Annotated in this window: 14 protein-coding genes; 4 read left to right on the top strand and 10 right to left on the bottom strand. The window is 63.1% G+C overall.

Features of this window, described 5'->3' with window-relative positions; all coding sequences use genetic code 11:
- The first annotated feature begins 458 nt into the window (after positions 1-458).
- From JSS27_12415 to JSS27_12400, 4 genes are all read left to right on the top strand, one after another.
- Positions 459-1,874: a sulfatase-like hydrolase/transferase gene (locus JSS27_12415; protein ID MBS0209745.1), complete on the top strand. Its 1,416-nt coding sequence runs from the start codon at positions 459-461 to the stop codon at positions 1,872-1,874.
- A gap of 346 nt (positions 1,875-2,220) precedes the next feature.
- Positions 2,221-4,257 carry a prolyl oligopeptidase family serine peptidase gene (locus JSS27_12410; protein ID MBS0209744.1) on the top strand — a complete coding sequence of 679 codons (2,037 nt, stop codon included), beginning with the start codon at positions 2,221-2,223 and terminating at the stop codon, positions 4,255-4,257.
- A gap of 208 nt (positions 4,258-4,465) precedes the next feature.
- Positions 4,466-4,741: a hypothetical protein gene (locus JSS27_12405; GenBank protein MBS0209743.1), complete on the top strand. Its 276-nt coding sequence runs from the start codon at positions 4,466-4,468 to the stop codon at positions 4,739-4,741.
- Positions 4,717-5,046 carry a type II toxin-antitoxin system RelE/ParE family toxin gene (locus JSS27_12400; protein ID MBS0209742.1) on the top strand — a complete coding sequence of 110 codons (330 nt, stop codon included), beginning with the start codon at positions 4,717-4,719 and terminating at the stop codon, positions 5,044-5,046. The genes JSS27_12405 and JSS27_12400 overlap by 25 nt, the downstream gene beginning before the upstream one ends.
- Before the next feature lie 71 nt (positions 5,047-5,117).
- Here JSS27_12400 and JSS27_12395 read toward each other — a convergent pair whose 3' ends face one another.
- The 10 genes from JSS27_12395 to JSS27_12350 all read right to left on the bottom strand — a co-directional run bounded on the left by JSS27_12395 (position 5,118) and on the right by JSS27_12350 (position 17,302).
- The gene (locus tag JSS27_12395; GenBank protein MBS0209741.1) at positions 5,118-6,032 is read right to left on the bottom strand and encodes a dihydrodipicolinate synthase family protein; all 915 of its coding nucleotides are present in this window, start codon (positions 6,030-6,032) and stop codon (positions 5,118-5,120) included.
- A gap of 355 nt (positions 6,033-6,387) precedes the next feature.
- The gene (locus JSS27_12390; protein MBS0209740.1) at positions 6,388-8,463 is read right to left on the bottom strand and encodes a cation:proton antiporter; all 2,076 of its coding nucleotides are present in this window, start codon (positions 8,461-8,463) and stop codon (positions 6,388-6,390) included.
- A gap of 157 nt (positions 8,464-8,620) precedes the next feature.
- Positions 8,621-9,586, bottom strand: coding sequence for a carbohydrate kinase (locus JSS27_12385; GenBank protein MBS0209739.1), 966 nt, complete (start codon positions 9,584-9,586; stop codon positions 8,621-8,623).
- 11 nt (positions 9,587-9,597) lie between these two features.
- Positions 9,598-10,386: an SDR family oxidoreductase gene (locus tag JSS27_12380; protein MBS0209738.1), complete on the bottom strand. Its 789-nt coding sequence runs from the start codon at positions 10,384-10,386 to the stop codon at positions 9,598-9,600.
- Between the two features lie 326 nt (positions 10,387-10,712).
- Positions 10,713-11,786 (bottom strand): biotin/lipoyl-binding protein, encoded by a 1,074-nt coding sequence (locus JSS27_12375; GenBank protein MBS0209737.1) that lies wholly within the window; start codon positions 11,784-11,786, stop codon positions 10,713-10,715.
- A gap of 119 nt (positions 11,787-11,905) precedes the next feature.
- The gene (locus tag JSS27_12370; GenBank protein ID MBS0209736.1) at positions 11,906-12,673 is read right to left on the bottom strand and encodes an ABC transporter ATP-binding protein; all 768 of its coding nucleotides are present in this window, start codon (positions 12,671-12,673) and stop codon (positions 11,906-11,908) included.
- Positions 12,674-12,715: 42 nt separating this feature from the next.
- The gene (locus JSS27_12365) at positions 12,716-13,882 is read right to left on the bottom strand and encodes an FtsX-like permease family protein (protein ID MBS0209735.1); all 1,167 of its coding nucleotides are present in this window, start codon (positions 13,880-13,882) and stop codon (positions 12,716-12,718) included.
- On the bottom strand, positions 13,879-14,592 hold the full coding sequence (locus JSS27_12360; protein ID MBS0209734.1) for a CerR family C-terminal domain-containing protein: 714 nt from the start codon (positions 14,590-14,592) through the stop codon (positions 13,879-13,881). Before JSS27_12360 ends, JSS27_12365 begins: the two co-directional genes overlap by 4 nt.
- A 513-nt stretch (positions 14,593-15,105) precedes the next feature.
- Entirely contained in the window at positions 15,106-15,516 is a 411-nt protein-coding gene (locus JSS27_12355; GenBank protein ID MBS0209733.1) for an NIPSNAP family protein, read from the bottom strand.
- Positions 15,517-15,895: 379 nt separating this feature from the next.
- Positions 15,896-17,302 (bottom strand): DUF1501 domain-containing protein, encoded by a 1,407-nt coding sequence (locus JSS27_12350; GenBank protein ID MBS0209732.1) that lies wholly within the window; start codon positions 17,300-17,302, stop codon positions 15,896-15,898.
- Between the last annotated feature and the right edge of the window lie 166 nt (positions 17,303-17,468).

The following is a 17,468-nucleotide window of genomic DNA, read 5'->3' as shown; positions in this document are numbered from 1 at the left end:
CTGTCGAGCCGCTTGTCACGCCGCCATGGTGCCCCTTGCTCATCGCCCTGGCGGCAACGCGTCGCTCGCAATGCTGCAGGTATTCCGAGCACACTCGGGCCACGATCCAATTTGGGTCGACCTGAGCGTTCGTTTCCCCGGCTACTTTGCCCCTCGCCAGGACCTCTTTGACGGAATCCTAGTTGGCGATCCCACCGATGCGCTCGCCGTCTTCATCAAAAAGGGCGACACTCTTCCTGGTTTCAGGAAGCGTGTAGCACTAGCAATTGGTCTGCTTCCAATACCAGGCAGATCCATGCAATTGACGTCGTTGTTTACGGGCTCAGACCATCCGTCTTCCCTCTCCCTGAAAAGTTGACCTGAGCCGGACGAGGGCCGATACTAAGCCTGCCCTCGGCCGTCGGCCTGCGCCCCAATTTCACTCCAAGGGCCATGACATGCAGTTCCCCCACCCGGCGATGGGTCATTCAATAAGGCCTCATCTACTGCACAAATTAGCTACACTAATCATTGTGGCGATAAGCCATCCCTGCTGTATATGTCACGTTTTTGCCGATAATTTAGCTGATTCGGCGCGTAGACCAAACATCGTACTAATACTTGCCGACGACCTCGGGTATGGCGACTTGAGCTTGTTGGGGAATCGCCAACTGGCGACGCCGCGGATCGATCGACTGGCCGCCGAGGGGGCGCACTGCACCAACGGCTATGCCTCGTGCCCGTATTGCAGCCCGACGCGCGCGGGCTTGCTCACGTCGCGCTATCAGCAACGCTTCGGCCACGAGTTCAATCCGGCGCTGCTCAAGCACAACGGCGCGGGACAAGGTTTGCCGGTGGGCGAGGCGACGTTCTTCGGCGCCTTGCAAGCGGTCGGCTACGCCACCAGCCTGATCGGCAAATGGCACGAAGGCGAGGAAGCCCCGTTTCATCCGTTGGCGCGAGGCTTTGGCGAGTTCTACGGCTTTCTGACCGGCGCGCATACGTTTTTGAAGACCGATGATCCGAACTTTGGGCCGATACTGCGCGGCCGGCAGCGCGTGGAACTCGACGGCTACCTGACCGACGTGCTGGCGCGCGAGGCGTGCGACTTTGTCGAGCGCCATCGCGCCGAGCCGTTTGCGCTGTATCTGGCGTTCAATGCCGTCCACACGCCGATGGAAGCGCCGAGCGAAGCCGAAGCCGCGCTCGCCAACATTACCGACCCGACGCGGCGCACGTATCTGGCCATGCTTGCGAAACTGGACGTCGCGGTCGGCGCGGTCCTCGACAAACTGAAAGCCACCGGCCTCGATGAACGAACGCTGGTCTTTTTCATCAGCGACAACGGCGGGCCGACAACGAAGTTTTCGCCCAACGGCTCGACGAATGCCCTGCTGCGCGGCAGCAAAGGTGACACGTGGGAAGGGGGCATTCGCGTCCCGTTCCTGGTCCGCTGGCCCGGGCGAGTGCCGGCCGGCGCGCGGTTCGACGCGCCGGTGATCGTGCTGGACATCGGGGCAACGGCCCTGGCCGCGGCGAACGTGAAGCCGGCGGGTGACAAGCCGCTTGATGGTGTCGATTTGCTCCCTCATTTGACCGGCGCGGCGAAGCAGCCGCCGCACGAGCATCTCTATTGGCGGTTTGGCAAGCAGATGGCAGTGCGCTCGGGGAATTGGAAGCTGGTCCGGCCGAGCCTGGGCCCCGGCGAGTATCAAGACGTCAGTCAGGAGCCGCTGTTGTTCAACCTGTTTGATGACCTGGGCGAGCAAACGAATCTGGCGGCGAAGCATCCGGATCGCGTGGCCCAATTGCAAGCCGCGTGGGACCAGTGGAACGCGCAAATGCTGCCCCCGCGCTGGCCGGCGACGGTGAAGGGAAAAAGGATTGAACCGTAGCGCGGTCGTCGCGCGGTGGAAGTAAGATGAGACAGCAAATTGTCGCGCGGCGGAAGTCGGAATCGTTTGCCCTCGCGCGACATACACCCCTCCCTTTCAGGGAGGGGCTGGGGGAGGGTAAGGACGTTACTAGCCATGAGCCATCGCAGTCGGTCGTCCGCGATTGGCGCCACGTCGTTTGGCTTGCGACGCGTTTACCCTCACACGGTTCGCTGCGCTCCCGACCTCTCCCTTAAAGGGAGAGGTGTTGCGGCATAGGCCGCAAATGGGGCTTGAACCCGTGTGGACCATTTCACGACAACTTAACAGACAATACAGCCCGTACGATACAAGGAAACATCGCCCCATGAAACGCACGATTGCTCTGGTTGGACTAGGACTACTCCTCTTGTCGGTAGCCGCGTTGCGGGCTGATGGTCCCAAGGACAATGTGCCGCAGCAGGTCCGGCGGATTCCGCCGCCGGGGGTGCCCGTGCCCGAGGCCGATCGCACGGCGATCGAAGCCGACTTGAAGCAATTGGAAGCAAAGCTCGAGCCGCTGCGCGCTCTGGCGCGCGGCAAGCAGCCGGCCCTGCTCGCGCCGCTGCGCGACATTGAGGTTTACCAAAAGGCCGCGACCTGGGCCTTGAAGTACGACGAAATCTTCAAGCCTAATGAGATTCAAGTCGTCAAGAACCAGTTGAAGCTCGCCCTGACTCGGGCCGAGCAACTGGCCGAAGGAAAAACCCCCTGGACCACCGCCGCTGGCGTGCAAGGCCGGGCTTACCGCTCGAAGATCGACGGCTCGTTGCAGCCCTATGTGTTGCTATTGCCCGAGGGTTTCGACCCGCGCTCGGCCACGCCGTATCGTTTGGATTGCTGGTTCCACGGCCGTGGCGAGACGCTGAGCGAAGCGATGTTCCTCGACGGCGGCCAGGCCCGCGGCTATGGCCCGCCGCCGCAGCACGGCATGGTGCTGTTCCTATACGGGCGGTATTGCTGCGCGAACAAGTTGGCCGGCGAGGTCGATCTGTTCGAGGCGATTGACGACGTGCGGCGGCAGTACCCGATCGACGACAACCGGATCGTCGTTCGCGGCTTTTCGATGGGGGGCGCCGCCTGTTGGCAGTTTGCCACGCACTTTGCCGGGCGCTGGTGCGCGGCCGCGCCAGGCGCCGGCTTTTCCGAGACCGCCGACTTCTTGAAGGTATTCCAGGACGAGAAGCTGAAGCCGACCTGGTACGAGCAGAAGCTGTGGCGGATGTACGACGCCACCGAGTACGCGTTGAACTTGTACAACTGCCCGACGGTCGCCTATAGCGGCGAGATCGACAAGCAGAAGCAAGCCGCCGACATGATGGCCCGCGCGCTCGAAGCCGAGGGGATGACGCTGACACACCTGATCGGTCCCCAGACAGCCCACAAGTACCACGACGAAACCAAGCGCGAGCTCGATCGCCGGATCAACGCCATTGCCGCCGTGGGTCGCGACCCCGCGCCGCGGCATGTGAAGTTCACGACGTTCACGCTGCGCTACAATGAGATGCTCTGGGTCACGGTCGACGGCCTGGAGCAACATTGGGAACGGGCCAAGGTCGATGCCGAGCTGGTCGGAGCAAATCAGGTGCGGGCCGCGACCGCGGGCGTGACCGAGCTGAGCTTTCACTTCCAGCCGGGGCAGTGCCCGCTCGACGCGACCCGGCGTGTGACGGTGGCGCTCGACGGGCAGTCGATGGAAGTGCCGGGTCCGCAGACCGACCGCTCCTGGGACGCCCACTTCGAGAAAGATGGCAGTACGTGGCGCGCCACGCCGGCCAGCGGGCACGACTACCTCGAAAAGCGCGCCGGCCTGCAAGGCCCGATCGACGATGCGTTTCTGGACAGCTTTCTGATGGTCCACGGCACCGGCAAGCCGCGCAGCGAGAAAGTCGCCGCCTGGGTCAAAGTCGAGGAAGCCCACGCCATCGAGCACTGGCGGCAACAATTCCGCGGCGACGCCCGGGTGAAGCACGACGGTGAGATCACCGACGGTGACATTGCACAGCACAACCTGGTGCTATGGGGCGACCCGCAAAGTAACAGCGTGCTGGCCAAGATCGCCCAGAAGTTGCCCATTCAATGGACGGCCGACGCGGTGATCGTGGGAGACACGAAGTACTCGGCCGACGAGCACGTGCCGGTGCTGATCTATCCGAACCCGCTGAATCCGCAGCGCTACGTCGTGCTGAACAGCGGCTTCACCTACCGCGAGTACGATTACCTGAACAACGCGCGGCAAGTGCCGAAGCTACCCGACTGGGCGGTGCTGAACATCGCGGGCGGCATCACGTCGCAAGCCCCGGGACAAGTCGTGGCGGCCGACTTCTTCAACGAGCTGTGGCAGTTGAAACCGGCACGGAAGTAGATTGGTACTGGCGATTAGCGACTAGCAATTAGCGATTAGACAGAACCACAAGCCCAGGGGTCCCATCCCCTGGGCTTTTTAATTTCACCACAGAGACACAGAGGACACGGAAAAGACGAGGAGGCAATCAGGGAGATGCCGACTCAACGTTGATGAATCCCAACGGACACCGTAGCATGAAGTGAGACACCCTTGGGAGGCGTGAGCCATGCACCAGATTCAGCTCAACGAGCAGGTTTACCAGGAGGCGCAACGCCGGGCGTCCGAAGCCGGCTTTTCATCCGTTGATGAATACGTGACTGAACTGTTGCAGCATGGCTTTGAAGAAACCGAGAACCTCGACCATCTCTTTACGCCCGAGCGGCTGGCTCATATCGACTGTGCCATCGCCGAGATTGACGCTGGACTGGGGCTGACGTCAGAGCAGGCTAAGGCGGAACTCGCCAAACGCAGGGAAGAATGGCTACGCCAAAACCCCCGCTAAGTGTCGTCCGCTCGCCAACGGCACTCAACGAGCTTCATGGTATTTGGCGATGGAACGTCGAACGCTATGGCTTGGCCCATGCGGACGTCTATGTTGCCTTGCTCGAGCGGGCCATTGACGTTCTAGGCGAAGCGTACAACCGGGGACGGCCGGTTGCCGGCCGGCCCGATTTGCGGTACATCATCGTCCGCCGTAAAGCGAAGGGGCACGGCCACGTCGTGGCCTATCGTGTCGATGAGCAGCACGTAAACATTCTGCACGTGTTTCACACAGCACAGAACTGGCAGGAACACCTGGCCGAATAAGAAAAGAGTTTGACGGAGTTCCTCTCCTTCCAAACTTCGCTCTGTGCCTCCGTGGTGAATCCTAAAAGAGGCTATTTCACCAGCGTGTCGGCGATGGGGGATTGATCCAGCTTGCGGCGCAGCTCGGCTTGCTGCTCGGCCGTAAGCGACGCGCGGGGGGCGGCGCAGGCTGCGTGCTGCAGCAAGCCCTGCCAGACCAAAATCTGCTTCGTCGCCGCCACGAACTGACAGGTGAGCAGGATTTCGATCACGCGGTTTACTTGCTTCTGCACGGCCACGGCCTCGGCGTGCTGGCCGGCCGCCGACAGGGCCGCGATCTGCAGAATCAGCTTCGGCATGAAGTTGTACGTCGTCCCAATGCCGCCGTGCGCGCCGAGCATCAGCCCCAGCGACAGCAGCTCGTCAGGCCCGTTGTAGATCAACTGGTCGGGGCGCAAGCGCGAGAGCAGCCGCTCGGTGATGTACAGATTGCTGTCGGTCACCTTGAAGCCGGCCAGGTTGGGTAGCTCGGCCAACTGGGCCAGCCGATCGATCGACAACGGCATGCCCGTCAAGCTGGGAATGTAATACCCAATGACCGGGATCGGGCTCAGCTCGCAGAGCGTGCGGTAATAGCCGTAAATCTCGTCCCAGCTAAAACCACCGGCGAACGGTGGGATGCTAGCCACGGCGTCGGCTCCGGCTCCCGCGGCATGCAAGGCCATGTCATAAGCCAGCGATCCTTCGACCGCGCCGACGTGAACGATCACTTGTCCGCGGCCGCGCGACATGCCGACGGCCATCTCGACCAGCACGCGGCGCAGCTCGGCATCGAGATAAATCCCCTCGCCGGTCCCGCCGCCGACGTACAGCCCGCCGACCCCTTGCGCGTACAAGTGATCGATCAGCCGCTCGGTGCTGGCCAGGTCCAACCTGCCCGAGGGGGACAGCGGCGTGACCAAGGCGGGCAGAATCTTGTTTGGAGCGCTCGTGAGGGCGTTTGTCATTGACAGTGGTTCGCTACGTGATTGAGTGGGAGCGTGCGAGATAAATCCGAATGACGAAACCAGAATGACGAAGGAAAAACGCCAACGCCATCAACGGCAAACACCCCTCCCTGTCAGGGAGGGGCTGGGGGAGGGTAAAAGCGTTCAGGGCCGAAAGACTTCGCGCTCACGGCAATGAAGCTTGGCGCAATGCTGTTCGGCCGGCAACGCGTTTACCCTCACCCGCTCACTTCGTTCGGGACCTCTCCCTGAAAGGGAGAGGTGTAAAGACAGTTCCTTCGTCATTGTGGTTTCGTCATTCGGGCTTATTCAGAAGCCACAAGCGTAGTGAAACCGCCGCGAGCAAACAACTGCACTAGCTCGCTGTGGCCGCGCTCGGTAGCAGTAGTTGCCGCGCCGCCGCGATCGATTCGTGCGTGCCGGCCAGCGCTAGCACGTCTCCTTCCATCAGCTCTTCCTTGCCGGTGGGCAGGATGCCTTCGTTGCCGCGCGCGATGGCCAGCACCGTGGCCGCGGTCAAGCCGCGGAGGTTAAGTTGCCGCAGCGATTTCCCCACCGCCGGGCTTCCTGCTTCCAGTCGCACTGCCGTCGGCGTGCCCATGCCGGGCAGCAAGCGATCGAGCGTGGCCAGCGCGTCGTCCTTGGCGCCGTCGGTTGAAGCTGGCGCGTGTTGCGAGAGAAACTCGGCGATCATCTGCGAGCCGGCGCGAACGTGCCCCTGGAATTGAGCGGCCGAACGCAGGAAGCCGAGGATCATGACGCACAGCACCGCGGCCAACAGGGCCGCCCCGCCGAACGGCGGCAGGAACGGCTGGGTCACCGCCACCAGCGGCACGCCGACCAGCAGCACAATCGCCAGTTGAAACGTCAGCACCAGCGCTTGGCGCGGCGCGGCCGCCAGGTCCAGTTTGCCCGCCGCCGCGGCCGGCAGTGCCTCGGTCGCCAGCAACTTCCCCAGCGACTGGGCGCAGCGGGCGATGCCAAAGCAAAAGGGGGCTGACACCAGGATGCAGGTGACGATGACCACGATTCGCGCCACGTAGTCCGGCGCGGCAAAGCGATCTTGAATCCATGCCTGGGAGTGTTGCATGGCCAGGGCGCTGCCGATGAGCACCCCGCCCAACAAGCCGGCGTCGATCAATAGCAGCCCGATCAACCGCCTTAGCCGTTGCCACATGCTGGGCTCGTGCGGCGTGGCGCGAAACTGTTCGAGCCACGAACCGTACAGCGCGGCAAACGTCTGCAACGGCTTGGGCAAGCGCCGGTCGATAAACTCGGCCACCGGTGTCGAGGCGCGGATCAACCAGGGAGTCAGTAACGTCGTGATCGCCGATACCGCGACCGCCACTGGATAAAGAAAAGTGTCGGTCGCGCCGAGCGCCAGTCCGACGCCGGCGATGATGAACGAGAACTCGCCGATTTGCGCCAGGCTCATGCCCGCCTGGACCGAGGTGCGAATGCTGTAGCCGGTCAGGAACGCGCCGACGGCCACGCCGATAAACTTGCCCAGCACCACAACCACCGTTAGCACAACGACGGCCAGCCAGTGGGCGGCGATCAACGCCGGGTCCAACAACATGCCCACGGCCACGAAGAAGATAGCGGCGAACATATCGCGCACCGGACGGACCAGGTGCTCGATCTCGTGCGCCCGGCCCGACTCGGCCACCAGCGCCCCAGCCAGGAACGCGCCAAGCGCGACCGAGTAGCCGGCCCACTGGGCCAACAGCGCGATGGTGAAGCAGAAGCCGACGCTGGCCACGAGCATTGTCTCGGGCCGGCGCAGGGCGGCAATCTGGCGAAAGGCCCGGGGGACGATCAGCAGCCCCACGCCGACCAGCGCCACCAGAAACGCCACCAGCCGAGCCACCGTCCAGACGACTTCATCAGCCGACATTTTCGCGCCCGAGGCGCTGGCCGTCAGCATGGCCAAGAGTAGAATCGCGATCAGGTCTTCGACAATCAGCACGCCGAACACCAGTTCGACCAGCCGTTTGGACGCTTGGCCGTATTCATCGAAGGCTTTGACGATGATCGTGGTGCTGCTGATGGCAAGTAGCGCGCCGGTGAAAAAACTTTCCATCGCGGTCCAGCCGAACATCTGTCCCACGATGTAGCCGAGCCAGATCATCAAGCTGCACTGGATGACCGCCACGAGGCCGGCCGTGCCGAGCACCTGGAACAAACGACTGAGGCTGAACTCGAGCCCCAGCGAGAACATCAGCAAGATCACGCCCAACTCGGACAGCGTGTGAATCGTTTTCTCGTCGGCCACCAGCGGAATGGGCGTGTGGGGCCCAACGATCAGCCCGGCCAGCAGATAGCCGAGCACGACCGGTTGATGGAGCGCCTGGAACAAGACGGTGGTGAGCGCCGCCACGCCCAGCACCATTGCCAGGTTAAAGAGAAATTCGTGGCTGACGTGTTCCATCGAGCACCGTGAGTTCGCAGCGGGGGCGACAAAATGACGCGGCGAGCGGCGGCGCACGACAAGCAGCCCCGCGCCCGAGTGTACCGTAGTGCGCCCCAAATCGACTAGGGCGCGAAAAATGATAGCGTGTCGCTGGACCTCATCGCGCGACGAGGAGCTATGGACTGCGTGCCAGCGCCGTCACGCGATCGAGAATCGCTGGCGGCAAGGTCGGCGTCGCGCCGGGCATCGAGGCCACGAACGCGCCGGTGTGATTGGCCAGCTCGACGCTGGCACTCCACGACCCGGTCAGCAAGAGCCCGACGAGCAACCCCGCCGAGCAGGCGTCGCCGGCACCCACGCTGTCGGCTTGCGGATGGCGCGGATAGCTGACCGGCGCGCCTTCGGTCGCCCCGTCGGCCGTAAAGGCCACGGTCCCGGCCGCGCCGCGCGTGAGGACGACCGCGTTCAGATTGAACTTTTCACGCAAGGCCTGGGCCATCGCCCCGGTCGACGTATCGGGGGTGGCAAGTTCGAGCAACTCGACGATGACCGGCAACTCGTGCTGGTTCACCTTCAGCACGTTGGCCAACTCGGCGCTGCGTCGCACGACGGCGGCGCTGAAGTATTGCTGGCGCAGATTCACATCGAACAGTCGCAACGCCTGGGGGGCCTGCTCGACGAATTGTTGCACCGCTTGCCGGGCCGGCTCGCAGCGTTGCCCCAACGTGCCAAAACAGACGGCGCTACACAGCGAGGCCACGCGTTCGGCCGGTGGATCGAACGCCAGCCAGTCCCAAGCCACGTCGGCCACGATCTCGAACACCGGCTCGCCCTGTTTCACTTGCACCAGCGCCCGGCCCGTCGGCCAGCGGTCGTCGACTTGGACATAGCCGGTGCTCATTCGCCGGGCGGTCAACTCGGCCGCCACCTGCCGGCCCAAATCGTCGTTGCCGACGCGGGTGACGCACACGCCCTGGCCGTTCACGGGAGCGAGCAGTTGATGCGCGCAGACAGCTGCGTTGAGCGGCGCGCCGCCGAGAACCTGGCGATCGTCGAAGCAATCGAACAACGACTCGCCGAGGCCGACGACCAGCGGGCCGGTCGACGCATTGTTGGTCTGCGATGCGCGCGAAGTGGCCATGAGGCGCGCCATTACTTCTCGGAGGGCTGTGGCGTGGGGGCCGCCCGGCCACGCACCAATGTGACGCCGCCGTCGATCCGGAACGTCGCGCCGGTGATGTAATCGCTGGCCGGGTCGCATAGAAACGCGATGCCCCGGGCGATTTCCGCCGGCTGGGCCAGTCGACCCAAGGGCAAAGCCGCGCCAGCCACCTTCAGCTCGTCGTCGCTGAAGAACTTCCGTTCGCCCGGCGTGTCGGTCCAACCGGGGTGGACCAGGTTGACGCGAATGTTGTGCTCGGCTAGTTCCAGCGACGCCGTCCGACCCATGTGATCGACCGCCGCCTTGGCCATGTTGTAGGCCATCGACTTGGGCACGGCCAACTCGGCGTGCGGCGAGCTGACCAGGACGATCGAGCCCCCCTCTCCTTGTGCGATCATCTGTCGCGCGCTGGCCCGCAACAGGTAAAACGCCCCCCACATCGTCACGTTGATCGTGCGGCTAAAGCCGTCCATGTTCGCTTCGTAAAACAGCTCGCGGTCGCTGTAGACGGCGCTGCTGACGGCGATGTCCAAGCGGCCGAACTCCTTGACCACCCGGGCGACCATCGCCTCGACGGCCTGTTGATCGGAGACGTCGGTGGCGATCGCGCCGGCTTTGTGGCCGCCGGCGCGAAGCACGTCGGCCGTGGCCTGGGCATCGGCCTCGCGCAAATCGTTGACAACGACCGTCGCGCCGGCGCGCGACAACGCTTCGGCCGCGGCGCGACCAATGCCGCGCCCCGCGCCGGTGACCAGCGCAACCTTTCCGGACAGATCCATCGTGTTCCTCGGTGACGTTCGGGGGTTCGTTGCCGCGCGAAATGGGGCGGCGGAGCAGACGAGTATAACGCCACGTGGGCCGGTCGTCACGAAGCCGGCGACAGGGGTGGAAAGCTGATAAGACAACTGCGCGTATTGCAGCCCCGTCGGATGGGGTAGCACCGGTTGCTCTGCAACCGGTGTCGCGAAGCGACAGGAGGCAGCGGTTGACGGTTTGCGCGCGTTGCAATGCGTAGATGGGGGCGGCTCGTTCCCGCCGCCTCTTGCGGGCTGCGCCCGCCCCGGTTGGCGAGCAACCGGGGCTACCCAAGTCGCGCGTCGCCGCCCTACTTCGCGGCCGTTGGTTCGTTATTCGACGCGTCGATGTACACGTCGAGCTGCTGTCCGACGAACAGACGCTGCCCGCGGGCGTCGACCGAATAGATCACCTGCAACACACGGGTGTCGACGCGCTCGGCGTTTTCGCCGGTCAACGATTTCTTGGGAATCACGTACGGTTCGACGCGGACGAACTTCAACGGAAACGCCCGGGCCGGGTCGGACTGGCCTTTGAGCATCGCTTTGGCCGCCGCGTCGGAGCGGAAGCGGGGAATGTCGTTTTCATCAATGTCGACGCGGGCGTGCAGTTGCTGAACATTGCCCAGCACGACCAGCGCCTGGTTGGCCGGCGCGCCGACGAACTCGCCGGGCCGGACGTTCACTTGCAGCACCTCGCCATCGACCAGCGCGCGGACCTGCAGCCGATCGAGCTCGATCTTCTGCTGCTCGACCTGGGATTTGGCCTGATCGACCGCGGCGCGCGACACCGTTTTGTCGAACAGCCACGCGCCGGCCTTCAACAACCCGAGTTCGCTTTCGGCCTTGAGCCAGCGCGACTTGGCGGCGCGAAACGCCTGCTCGCGCGTCACCAACTCATTGGCCGAGACGACTTTCTGACCGAACAACTCGCGGGTCCGCCTAAGTTGATCTTCCATGTCGGCCATGTTGGCCTCGGCTTCGGAAACGACCGCCTCTTGCACCGGCACCTCTTCGGGGCGCGGCTGGCGATCGAGCCGTTCGAGCTGAGCCTGGGCCGCGACCAGTTGCGCCTGGCGGACGCCGAGTTCGGCTTTCGATTGCCGATCGTCCAGTCGGAACAGGACCGTGCCCGTCTTGACCCGGTCGCCGACGCGGACCAGCACCTCGACGACGATACCCGGCAGGGGGGCGCCGATGGCGATGTTCTCGGTCTCGGGTTCGATCACGCCCGAGCCGGCCACCGTGCGGGCGAATGGATTGCGTGGCGGCTCGCTGACATGGGTTGGACCGCCGGGGGCGGGATGCTGACCCGACAGAACATGCACCGTGGCAAACACGACGCCCACCGCGGCAATGATCGGGAGAATGACTTTGGTGAACATGATTTGGCTCGTGCGGAAAACTTTTTCAAACTCAACCGTAAGTCTCAATGACCAAAGGGAAAGCTTGCAGCGGCCTTCCTCATTGGTCATTGGGATTTGGACATTGGGGCTTTATTCATTTATCCCGCCGCGGCAACGCGCGTTGCCGCCGCTATTTCTTCCATCAGTTGCGGATCGACTTGCTGGCGATGCACTTCGACCACGTGACCGTCTTCCATGCTCGCCACTCGATCGCCGAAGGCATAGGTGCGGGGATCGTGCGTGACGATCACCACGGCCCGGTCGGGTTGTAGCGAAATCTGCCTGAGCAGCACCATCACCGAGTGGCCGGTCTTGGCGTCGAGCGCCGATGTCGGCTCGTCACAGACGATCACCTTGGGATCGTGAATCAGCGCGCGAGCAATCGCCACGCGCTGCTGCTGGCCGCCGGACAGCTTGCCGGGGAGCGATTCGAGTCGATCGTGCATGCCGACCGCGGTCAGCATTTGGTTCGCCGCGTCGACTGCGCGTCGTTTGGACCAGCCTTGCAGCACCAACGGCACGGCCACGTTCTCAGCCGCGGTCAGCGCCGGCAGCAGATTGAATTGCTGGAACACAAAGCCGATGTTCTTGCCGCGGAAGCTCACTTTCTGGCGCGACGACAGCCGGCCGATGTCGGCCCCCAGCACGCTGACCGAGCCGGCGGTCTGCTGCAAAATGCCGGCGATCACCGACAGCAGGGTTGTCTTGCCACAGCCGCTCGGACCGACCAACAGCGTCACCTCGCCCGGGAAGACGTCCAGGTCCACGCCGCGCAGCGCGCGAGTCAGCGCGTTGCCACTGCCGTACTCTTTGGTGAGTCCGCGGCAGGAAATCGCCGGCGCTACGTTGGGGTCGCCACTGGCCATTGCATTACCACTCTTGGAACAGCACTAACTTTGAAAGCACAACTAACCTTGAAAGACCACGGCCGGCTCCAGGACCAGCACGCGGCGAATCGACAACAAGCTCGCCAACACCACCATCAACACAATCGCGCCGGCTGTCCCGATCAACAGCCACCAGGGCATGAAGAACGCCAGCTTGGTATTGCCTTGCATCAAGGTGCCAAAGCCAGCCGCCGCGCCGACCCCCAGCCCGTAACCAATTGCGCCGACCACCGCGGCGTGAAACAGAATCATCAGCACCAGCCGCATGTTGCTCGCCCCCATCGCCTTGAGCGTGCCGAATTGGCGCAGGTTCTCGACCGTGAACAGATAGAACGTCTGGCCCGAGATGGCCGTGCCAACGATGAATCCCAAGAGCACGGTGATGCCAAAATTGATCGGGATGCCCGTGTTCTTCAGATAGTAAATGATCGTGGTCGCTTTGAAATCGTAGCGCGACAGCGCCTTGAGCCCCGTCTGGTCCGTGATTCGCCGACAAACCTCCGCGGTCGTCAAGCCCGGCTCGGGATTGGCCAAGATGAAGGACATCACCTTCCGTTCCGGCGGCGCGTAACGCACCGCTTGCGAATAGCGGGTGTAGATGATTGGGAACGTCTGGAATGTTTTTCCCGCCTCGCAAATGCCGACGAGCACCGCCCGGCGGTCGTTCATTTCGAATGTCCTGCCCAGTTGGTACGGCTCGTGAGGCCAGAGATAATGATAGCCGTTGACGTCCATGATGATGGCGTCGGGGCGGCGTAGATCGCCGATCGAACCGAGCAGAATCTTGCGCGGCGCGCCGACCATCGTGGCGTCGTCCAGGCCCAGCAGGATCACCTGTTGAAACTTGCCGGCCTTGGCCAAGCTGGCCTCGGTGTCGTCGGGCAGGAATCGCGCGCGGGCCAGCCCCTTGTACAGGCGGACGGCCCAATCGACCCCCGGCACGCCGCGGACGCGCATCAGTTCGTTGTCGCTCATCGGCTTGACGTCGTCGATGAATTGCACGTTCGAGTCCATCACCCAGATGTCGGCGCCGGTGATGTCCTGAATCTGGCTGGTCGTCAGCAGCAGCAAGCCGCAGAAGATCGAGGCTTGCTGGGCGATCAACAGCGCGGCAAAGGCGATGCCCAGGATGATGCCCAGGTATTTGCCGCGATTGCCCGTCAACATTTTCCAGGCGATCCAGATCATCGGCCACCTCGCGTGCGAGTGGCGCTCGCCTTTTGCTTGCGTTTAGTCTTTCCGCTTGCGCGCTTAGCCGCTACGCCCAAGGCGTGCGCGGCGGCGTCCAATGCCCCGTGTCCGAGCGCTGCCAGAGAGAATGCGGTAATATGCTCGGCCAATCGTTCCGGCGTATGCCGCGAGTACTGCTCCTCGGTCGTGACCAGACGGATGATCGGCCGCGCCACCCGGTGATACAGGCATTGGCCGACAATGCTGAAAGCGATCAGTTGCCGCGACTCGAGTGGCAAGTCGGCCGGCGCCAGCCGATCGATGATCGACAGCAGCAGCTCGAAGTGCGGCCGGATGAAGTCGCGGACCAGTTCGACACAGGCCTCGGTCGGCTGCGACAGCTCGTGGACCATCAACTGAAAATGGGTCGCTTCGCGCGGGTCGCGCAGAATGCGGACCAGCATCACGTGGACAAAATCGTGCAACATCCGCTCGGGACGCGTGTCGGCGTTCCAATCCGGCATCGGCACTTCGCCGGCCCGGCCCAGTTGCACGCTTTTGACCGCTTCGATGTACAGCCGCTGCTTGTCGCCGAAGTGGTAGTTGACGGCGGCGATGTTGGCGCCGGCGGCCTGGCAGATTTCGCGAACCGTGGCGTCGCGGAAACCTTTCCGCGCGAAGACCTCGGTGGCCGCCGCCAGCAAGCGTTGCCGGGTGTCGTCCACCATCGCATGGGCCATAAGGCACCGATTAAAACAATCGTTTCAAACAGACGATTGAACAAATTGTAGCCGGTTTCCCGGGCGTAGCCAGAGGAAATGAGTGAAAATCGGCTGCCGCTGGTGTAACCGCAGCCTGAGCAGGAAGTTAACGGCCGTTTGGGAGAGGGTCAGTTGTCCGTTGTCAGTAGTCAGTTGTAGGAAGCTGCCCCTGGCATCGCTCGCGATGCCTTGCCTTTACACCTCTCCCTCGATGGGAGAGGTCGCGAGCGCAGCGAGCGGGTGAGGGTGAAAGCGTCGCTGGCTCCGTGCGCCGCACAACTCGCCAGGACTCTGAACGCAGCACCACCAAGTCGTGAGCGCGTCGACCCTCCCCCTGCCCCTCCCTGAAAGGGAGGGGTGTTTGCGTGTCGCCGGCTCGCGAGCGCAAAGCAATGGAATGCAACGGACCACTGACAACTGACAACGGACAAAAGCGCAGCGATCCCCACTAGCAACCAGCAACTAGCCGCTCGCAACTTTTCACTTAATCCCCGAAAAATCGGTCGGCTTCAGGAACTTCTCTTCGACCTTCTTCACGATCTTGCCGTCGCGCTCCGACGCTTCCTTGGCCGCCAGCCAGGCCGGGTCGGCGCGGAACGCCTTCCACGATGCCTCGCGGGCTTCGCGGCTGGGATAGGCCACGATGTAGACCAGCGTGTTTTCGGCGTTCTCCCCTTCGGTCGGCACCCAATAGCCGATCGGCGTGATGCCATGTTTGACAAAGATCGCATTCGTGTGATCGCGGAAGCGGGCCAACAGCGCGTCCATTCGCCCATCGTGGGTGATGTAAGTGCGCATCTCAAAGTACCGATCGCCAGCCGAATCCGCCGCGCGCGCCGAAGCTGCCAATGCGACCAGACAGATCAACGAACCAACAAGCGTGCGAATCATGGTTGTGTCCTATTGTTGTGAAATCAATTTGTACCGCAGAGACGCAGAGGGCACGGAGTGGAAAATGACGAATGACGAAATCCGCATGACGAAGAGGATTCGACCACGAAGAGGAGGGATTTGCCACGGAGACACAGAGGTCACAGAGAAGAACACGGAGGGGAGTTTGAGAGAGGGAGAAAAAGGGGATGAACTCATTCCGTATTATTCTTTCTCAATCCTTAACTCTGCGTCTCTGCGGTTCAATCTTCGGCGCGAGGGCCTCTGGCGCAGCGACTAAACCGCAAGCGTTCTTCTATCCCTCCGCCTTCTACTCCTTCGACTCCACTCCGTGTCAACCTCCGCGTCTCCGTGCCTCCGTGGCTAGGCATTTTCAGTCTTAAGCCATGACCTCAAACACCGGCTTGCCGGCTGAGATCGCCAGCGGCCGGTTCGACGCGTCGTACACTTCGCTCTCGGGATCGATCCCCAGCAGGTAAAACATCGTCGCCGCCAGATCGTCCGGCTTCACCGGATCGCGCAGCGGGTACGCGCCGTTCTTGTCGCTGGCCCCATGCACATAGCCGCGCTTCACTCCGCCGCCGGCCAGCAGCGCCGTGTAGCAGTCGGGCCAGTGATCGCGGCTGATGCTCTTGTTGATCTTGGGCGTGCGGCCGAATTCGCCCACCCACACCACCAAGGTTTCGTCCAGCAAGCCGCGCTCGTCCAAGTCAGTGAGCAGCACCGGCAGCGTCTGATTGGTGGACGGCAGGTGGTACTTCTCCATGATCGGGAACATCCGCGTGTCGTTGAACCCGTGAGTGTCCCAGCCACCGGAGGTCGTGCTTTGGCCGCCGATCCCTTCGGCGAAGTAGACGCTGACGAACTTCACGCCCGCCTCGACCAGCCGTCGCGCCAGCAGACAGCTTTGACCGTACGTGGTGCGGCCGTAGCGATCGCGCAGCTCGGGCTTCTCGGCCGACAAATCGAACGCCTTGGCCACCGCCGGCGAACGCAACATCTCGAGCGCCGTTTCGTAATAAGCGTCCAGCCCGCGGGCTCGGGCCGAGTAGTCCATCAGCTTCCCTTGCTTGTCGACCAGTTGCTGCAAGTGTCGGCGATCTTCCAACCGATCGAGCGACAGGCCCGACGGCAGGCTCAGCTCGGGCAGCTTGAAATCGCTGCGGTTTGGATCGGACTGGATCAGAAACGGGTCGTGCTGCTTGCCCAGATAGCTGCCAAACTGCCCCGGCGTGCGCGAACCGTCGCTCAGCACGTAGGGGTGGGCAACGAACGTCGGCATGCCCGAGCGATTCGGCGCCAGCCGATCGACGACGCTGCCGTAGGCCGGCGCCAGGTCGAGCGAATCTTTCAGGCGAATATCATCGACCGGCGGCGCGCGCCCGGTCAGAGCATAGTACGACGCCGAGTTGTGATTCTTCATCGTGTGCGTCATGCTCCGCACGACGGTCACCCGATCCATTACCTTGGCCATCGCCGGCAAGTGCTCACAGACCTGCACGCCCGGCACGTTCGAGGCAATCGGATTGAACAAGCCGCGAATGCCGTCCGGCGCGTCGGGCTTCATGTCGAAGGTTTCGAGGTGGCTCGGCCCGCCGAACTGGTAGAGGAAGATAATGCGCTTGGCCCGGGCGCGAATGGCCGTGCCGGCGGCCGCCGACTTTTCGGCGGCTTGCAACCAGCGCGGCATCGACAGCCCGAACAGCCCCAACCCGCCCGCGCGCAGCAAATCGCGCCGCGCGTGCGACGCGGACCGGAAATCGGAGCAAGCAAAGCTCGACGACATGGGCGAGCACTCAGTGGGGGTAGGCAGGATCAGCGCCGGTAGGTGTTAAGCAGCCAACCGGCACCCAGGCGGGCAGGGGTGTATTGTAAACCAGCGCCCACGTCGCCGCCAACGCTTCGGTGGCTAGCACGCCAAACAGCCGTAGGGTACGCACCCCGTGCGTACC

Source organism: Planctomycetota bacterium (assembly GCA_018242585.1).
Classification (GTDB): Bacteria; Planctomycetota; Planctomycetia; order Pirellulales; family PNKZ01; genus JAFEBQ01.
This window is presented reverse-complemented; position numbering and strand designations above follow the sequence as displayed.

Bases quoted from the DNA above. Each gene is read 5' to 3' on its own strand.
- JSS27_12415 (MBS0209745.1), top strand. From the start codon at position 459: ATGGGTCATTCAATAAGGCCTCATCTACTGCACAAATTAGCTACACTA.
- JSS27_12410 (MBS0209744.1), top strand. From the start codon at position 2,221: ATGAAACGCACGATTGCTCTGGTTGGACTAGGACTACTCCTCTTGTCG.
- JSS27_12405 (MBS0209743.1), top strand. From the start codon at position 4,466: ATGCACCAGATTCAGCTCAACGAGCAGGTTTACCAGGAGGCGCAACGC.
- JSS27_12400 (MBS0209742.1), top strand. From the start codon at position 4,717: ATGGCTACGCCAAAACCCCCGCTAAGTGTCGTCCGCTCGCCAACGGCA.
- JSS27_12395 (MBS0209741.1), bottom strand. From the start codon at position 6,032: ATGACAAACGCCCTCACGAGCGCTCCAAACAAGATTCTGCCCGCCTTG.
- JSS27_12390 (MBS0209740.1), bottom strand. From the start codon at position 8,463: ATGGAACACGTCAGCCACGAATTTCTCTTTAACCTGGCAATGGTGCTG.
- JSS27_12385 (MBS0209739.1), bottom strand. From the start codon at position 9,586: ATGGCCACTTCGCGCGCATCGCAGACCAACAATGCGTCGACCGGCCCG.
- JSS27_12380 (MBS0209738.1), bottom strand. From the start codon at position 10,386: ATGGATCTGTCCGGAAAGGTTGCGCTGGTCACCGGCGCGGGGCGCGGC.
- JSS27_12375 (MBS0209737.1), bottom strand. From the start codon at position 11,786: ATGTTCACCAAAGTCATTCTCCCGATCATTGCCGCGGTGGGCGTCGTG.
- JSS27_12370 (MBS0209736.1), bottom strand. From the start codon at position 12,673: ATGGCCAGTGGCGACCCCAACGTAGCGCCGGCGATTTCCTGCCGCGGA.
- JSS27_12365 (MBS0209735.1), bottom strand. From the start codon at position 13,882: ATGATCTGGATCGCCTGGAAAATGTTGACGGGCAATCGCGGCAAATAC.
- JSS27_12360 (MBS0209734.1), bottom strand. From the start codon at position 14,592: ATGGTGGACGACACCCGGCAACGCTTGCTGGCGGCGGCCACCGAGGTC.
- JSS27_12355 (MBS0209733.1), bottom strand. From the start codon at position 15,516: ATGATTCGCACGCTTGTTGGTTCGTTGATCTGTCTGGTCGCATTGGCA.
- JSS27_12350 (MBS0209732.1), bottom strand. From the start codon at position 17,302: ATGTCGTCGAGCTTTGCTTGCTCCGATTTCCGGTCCGCGTCGCACGCG.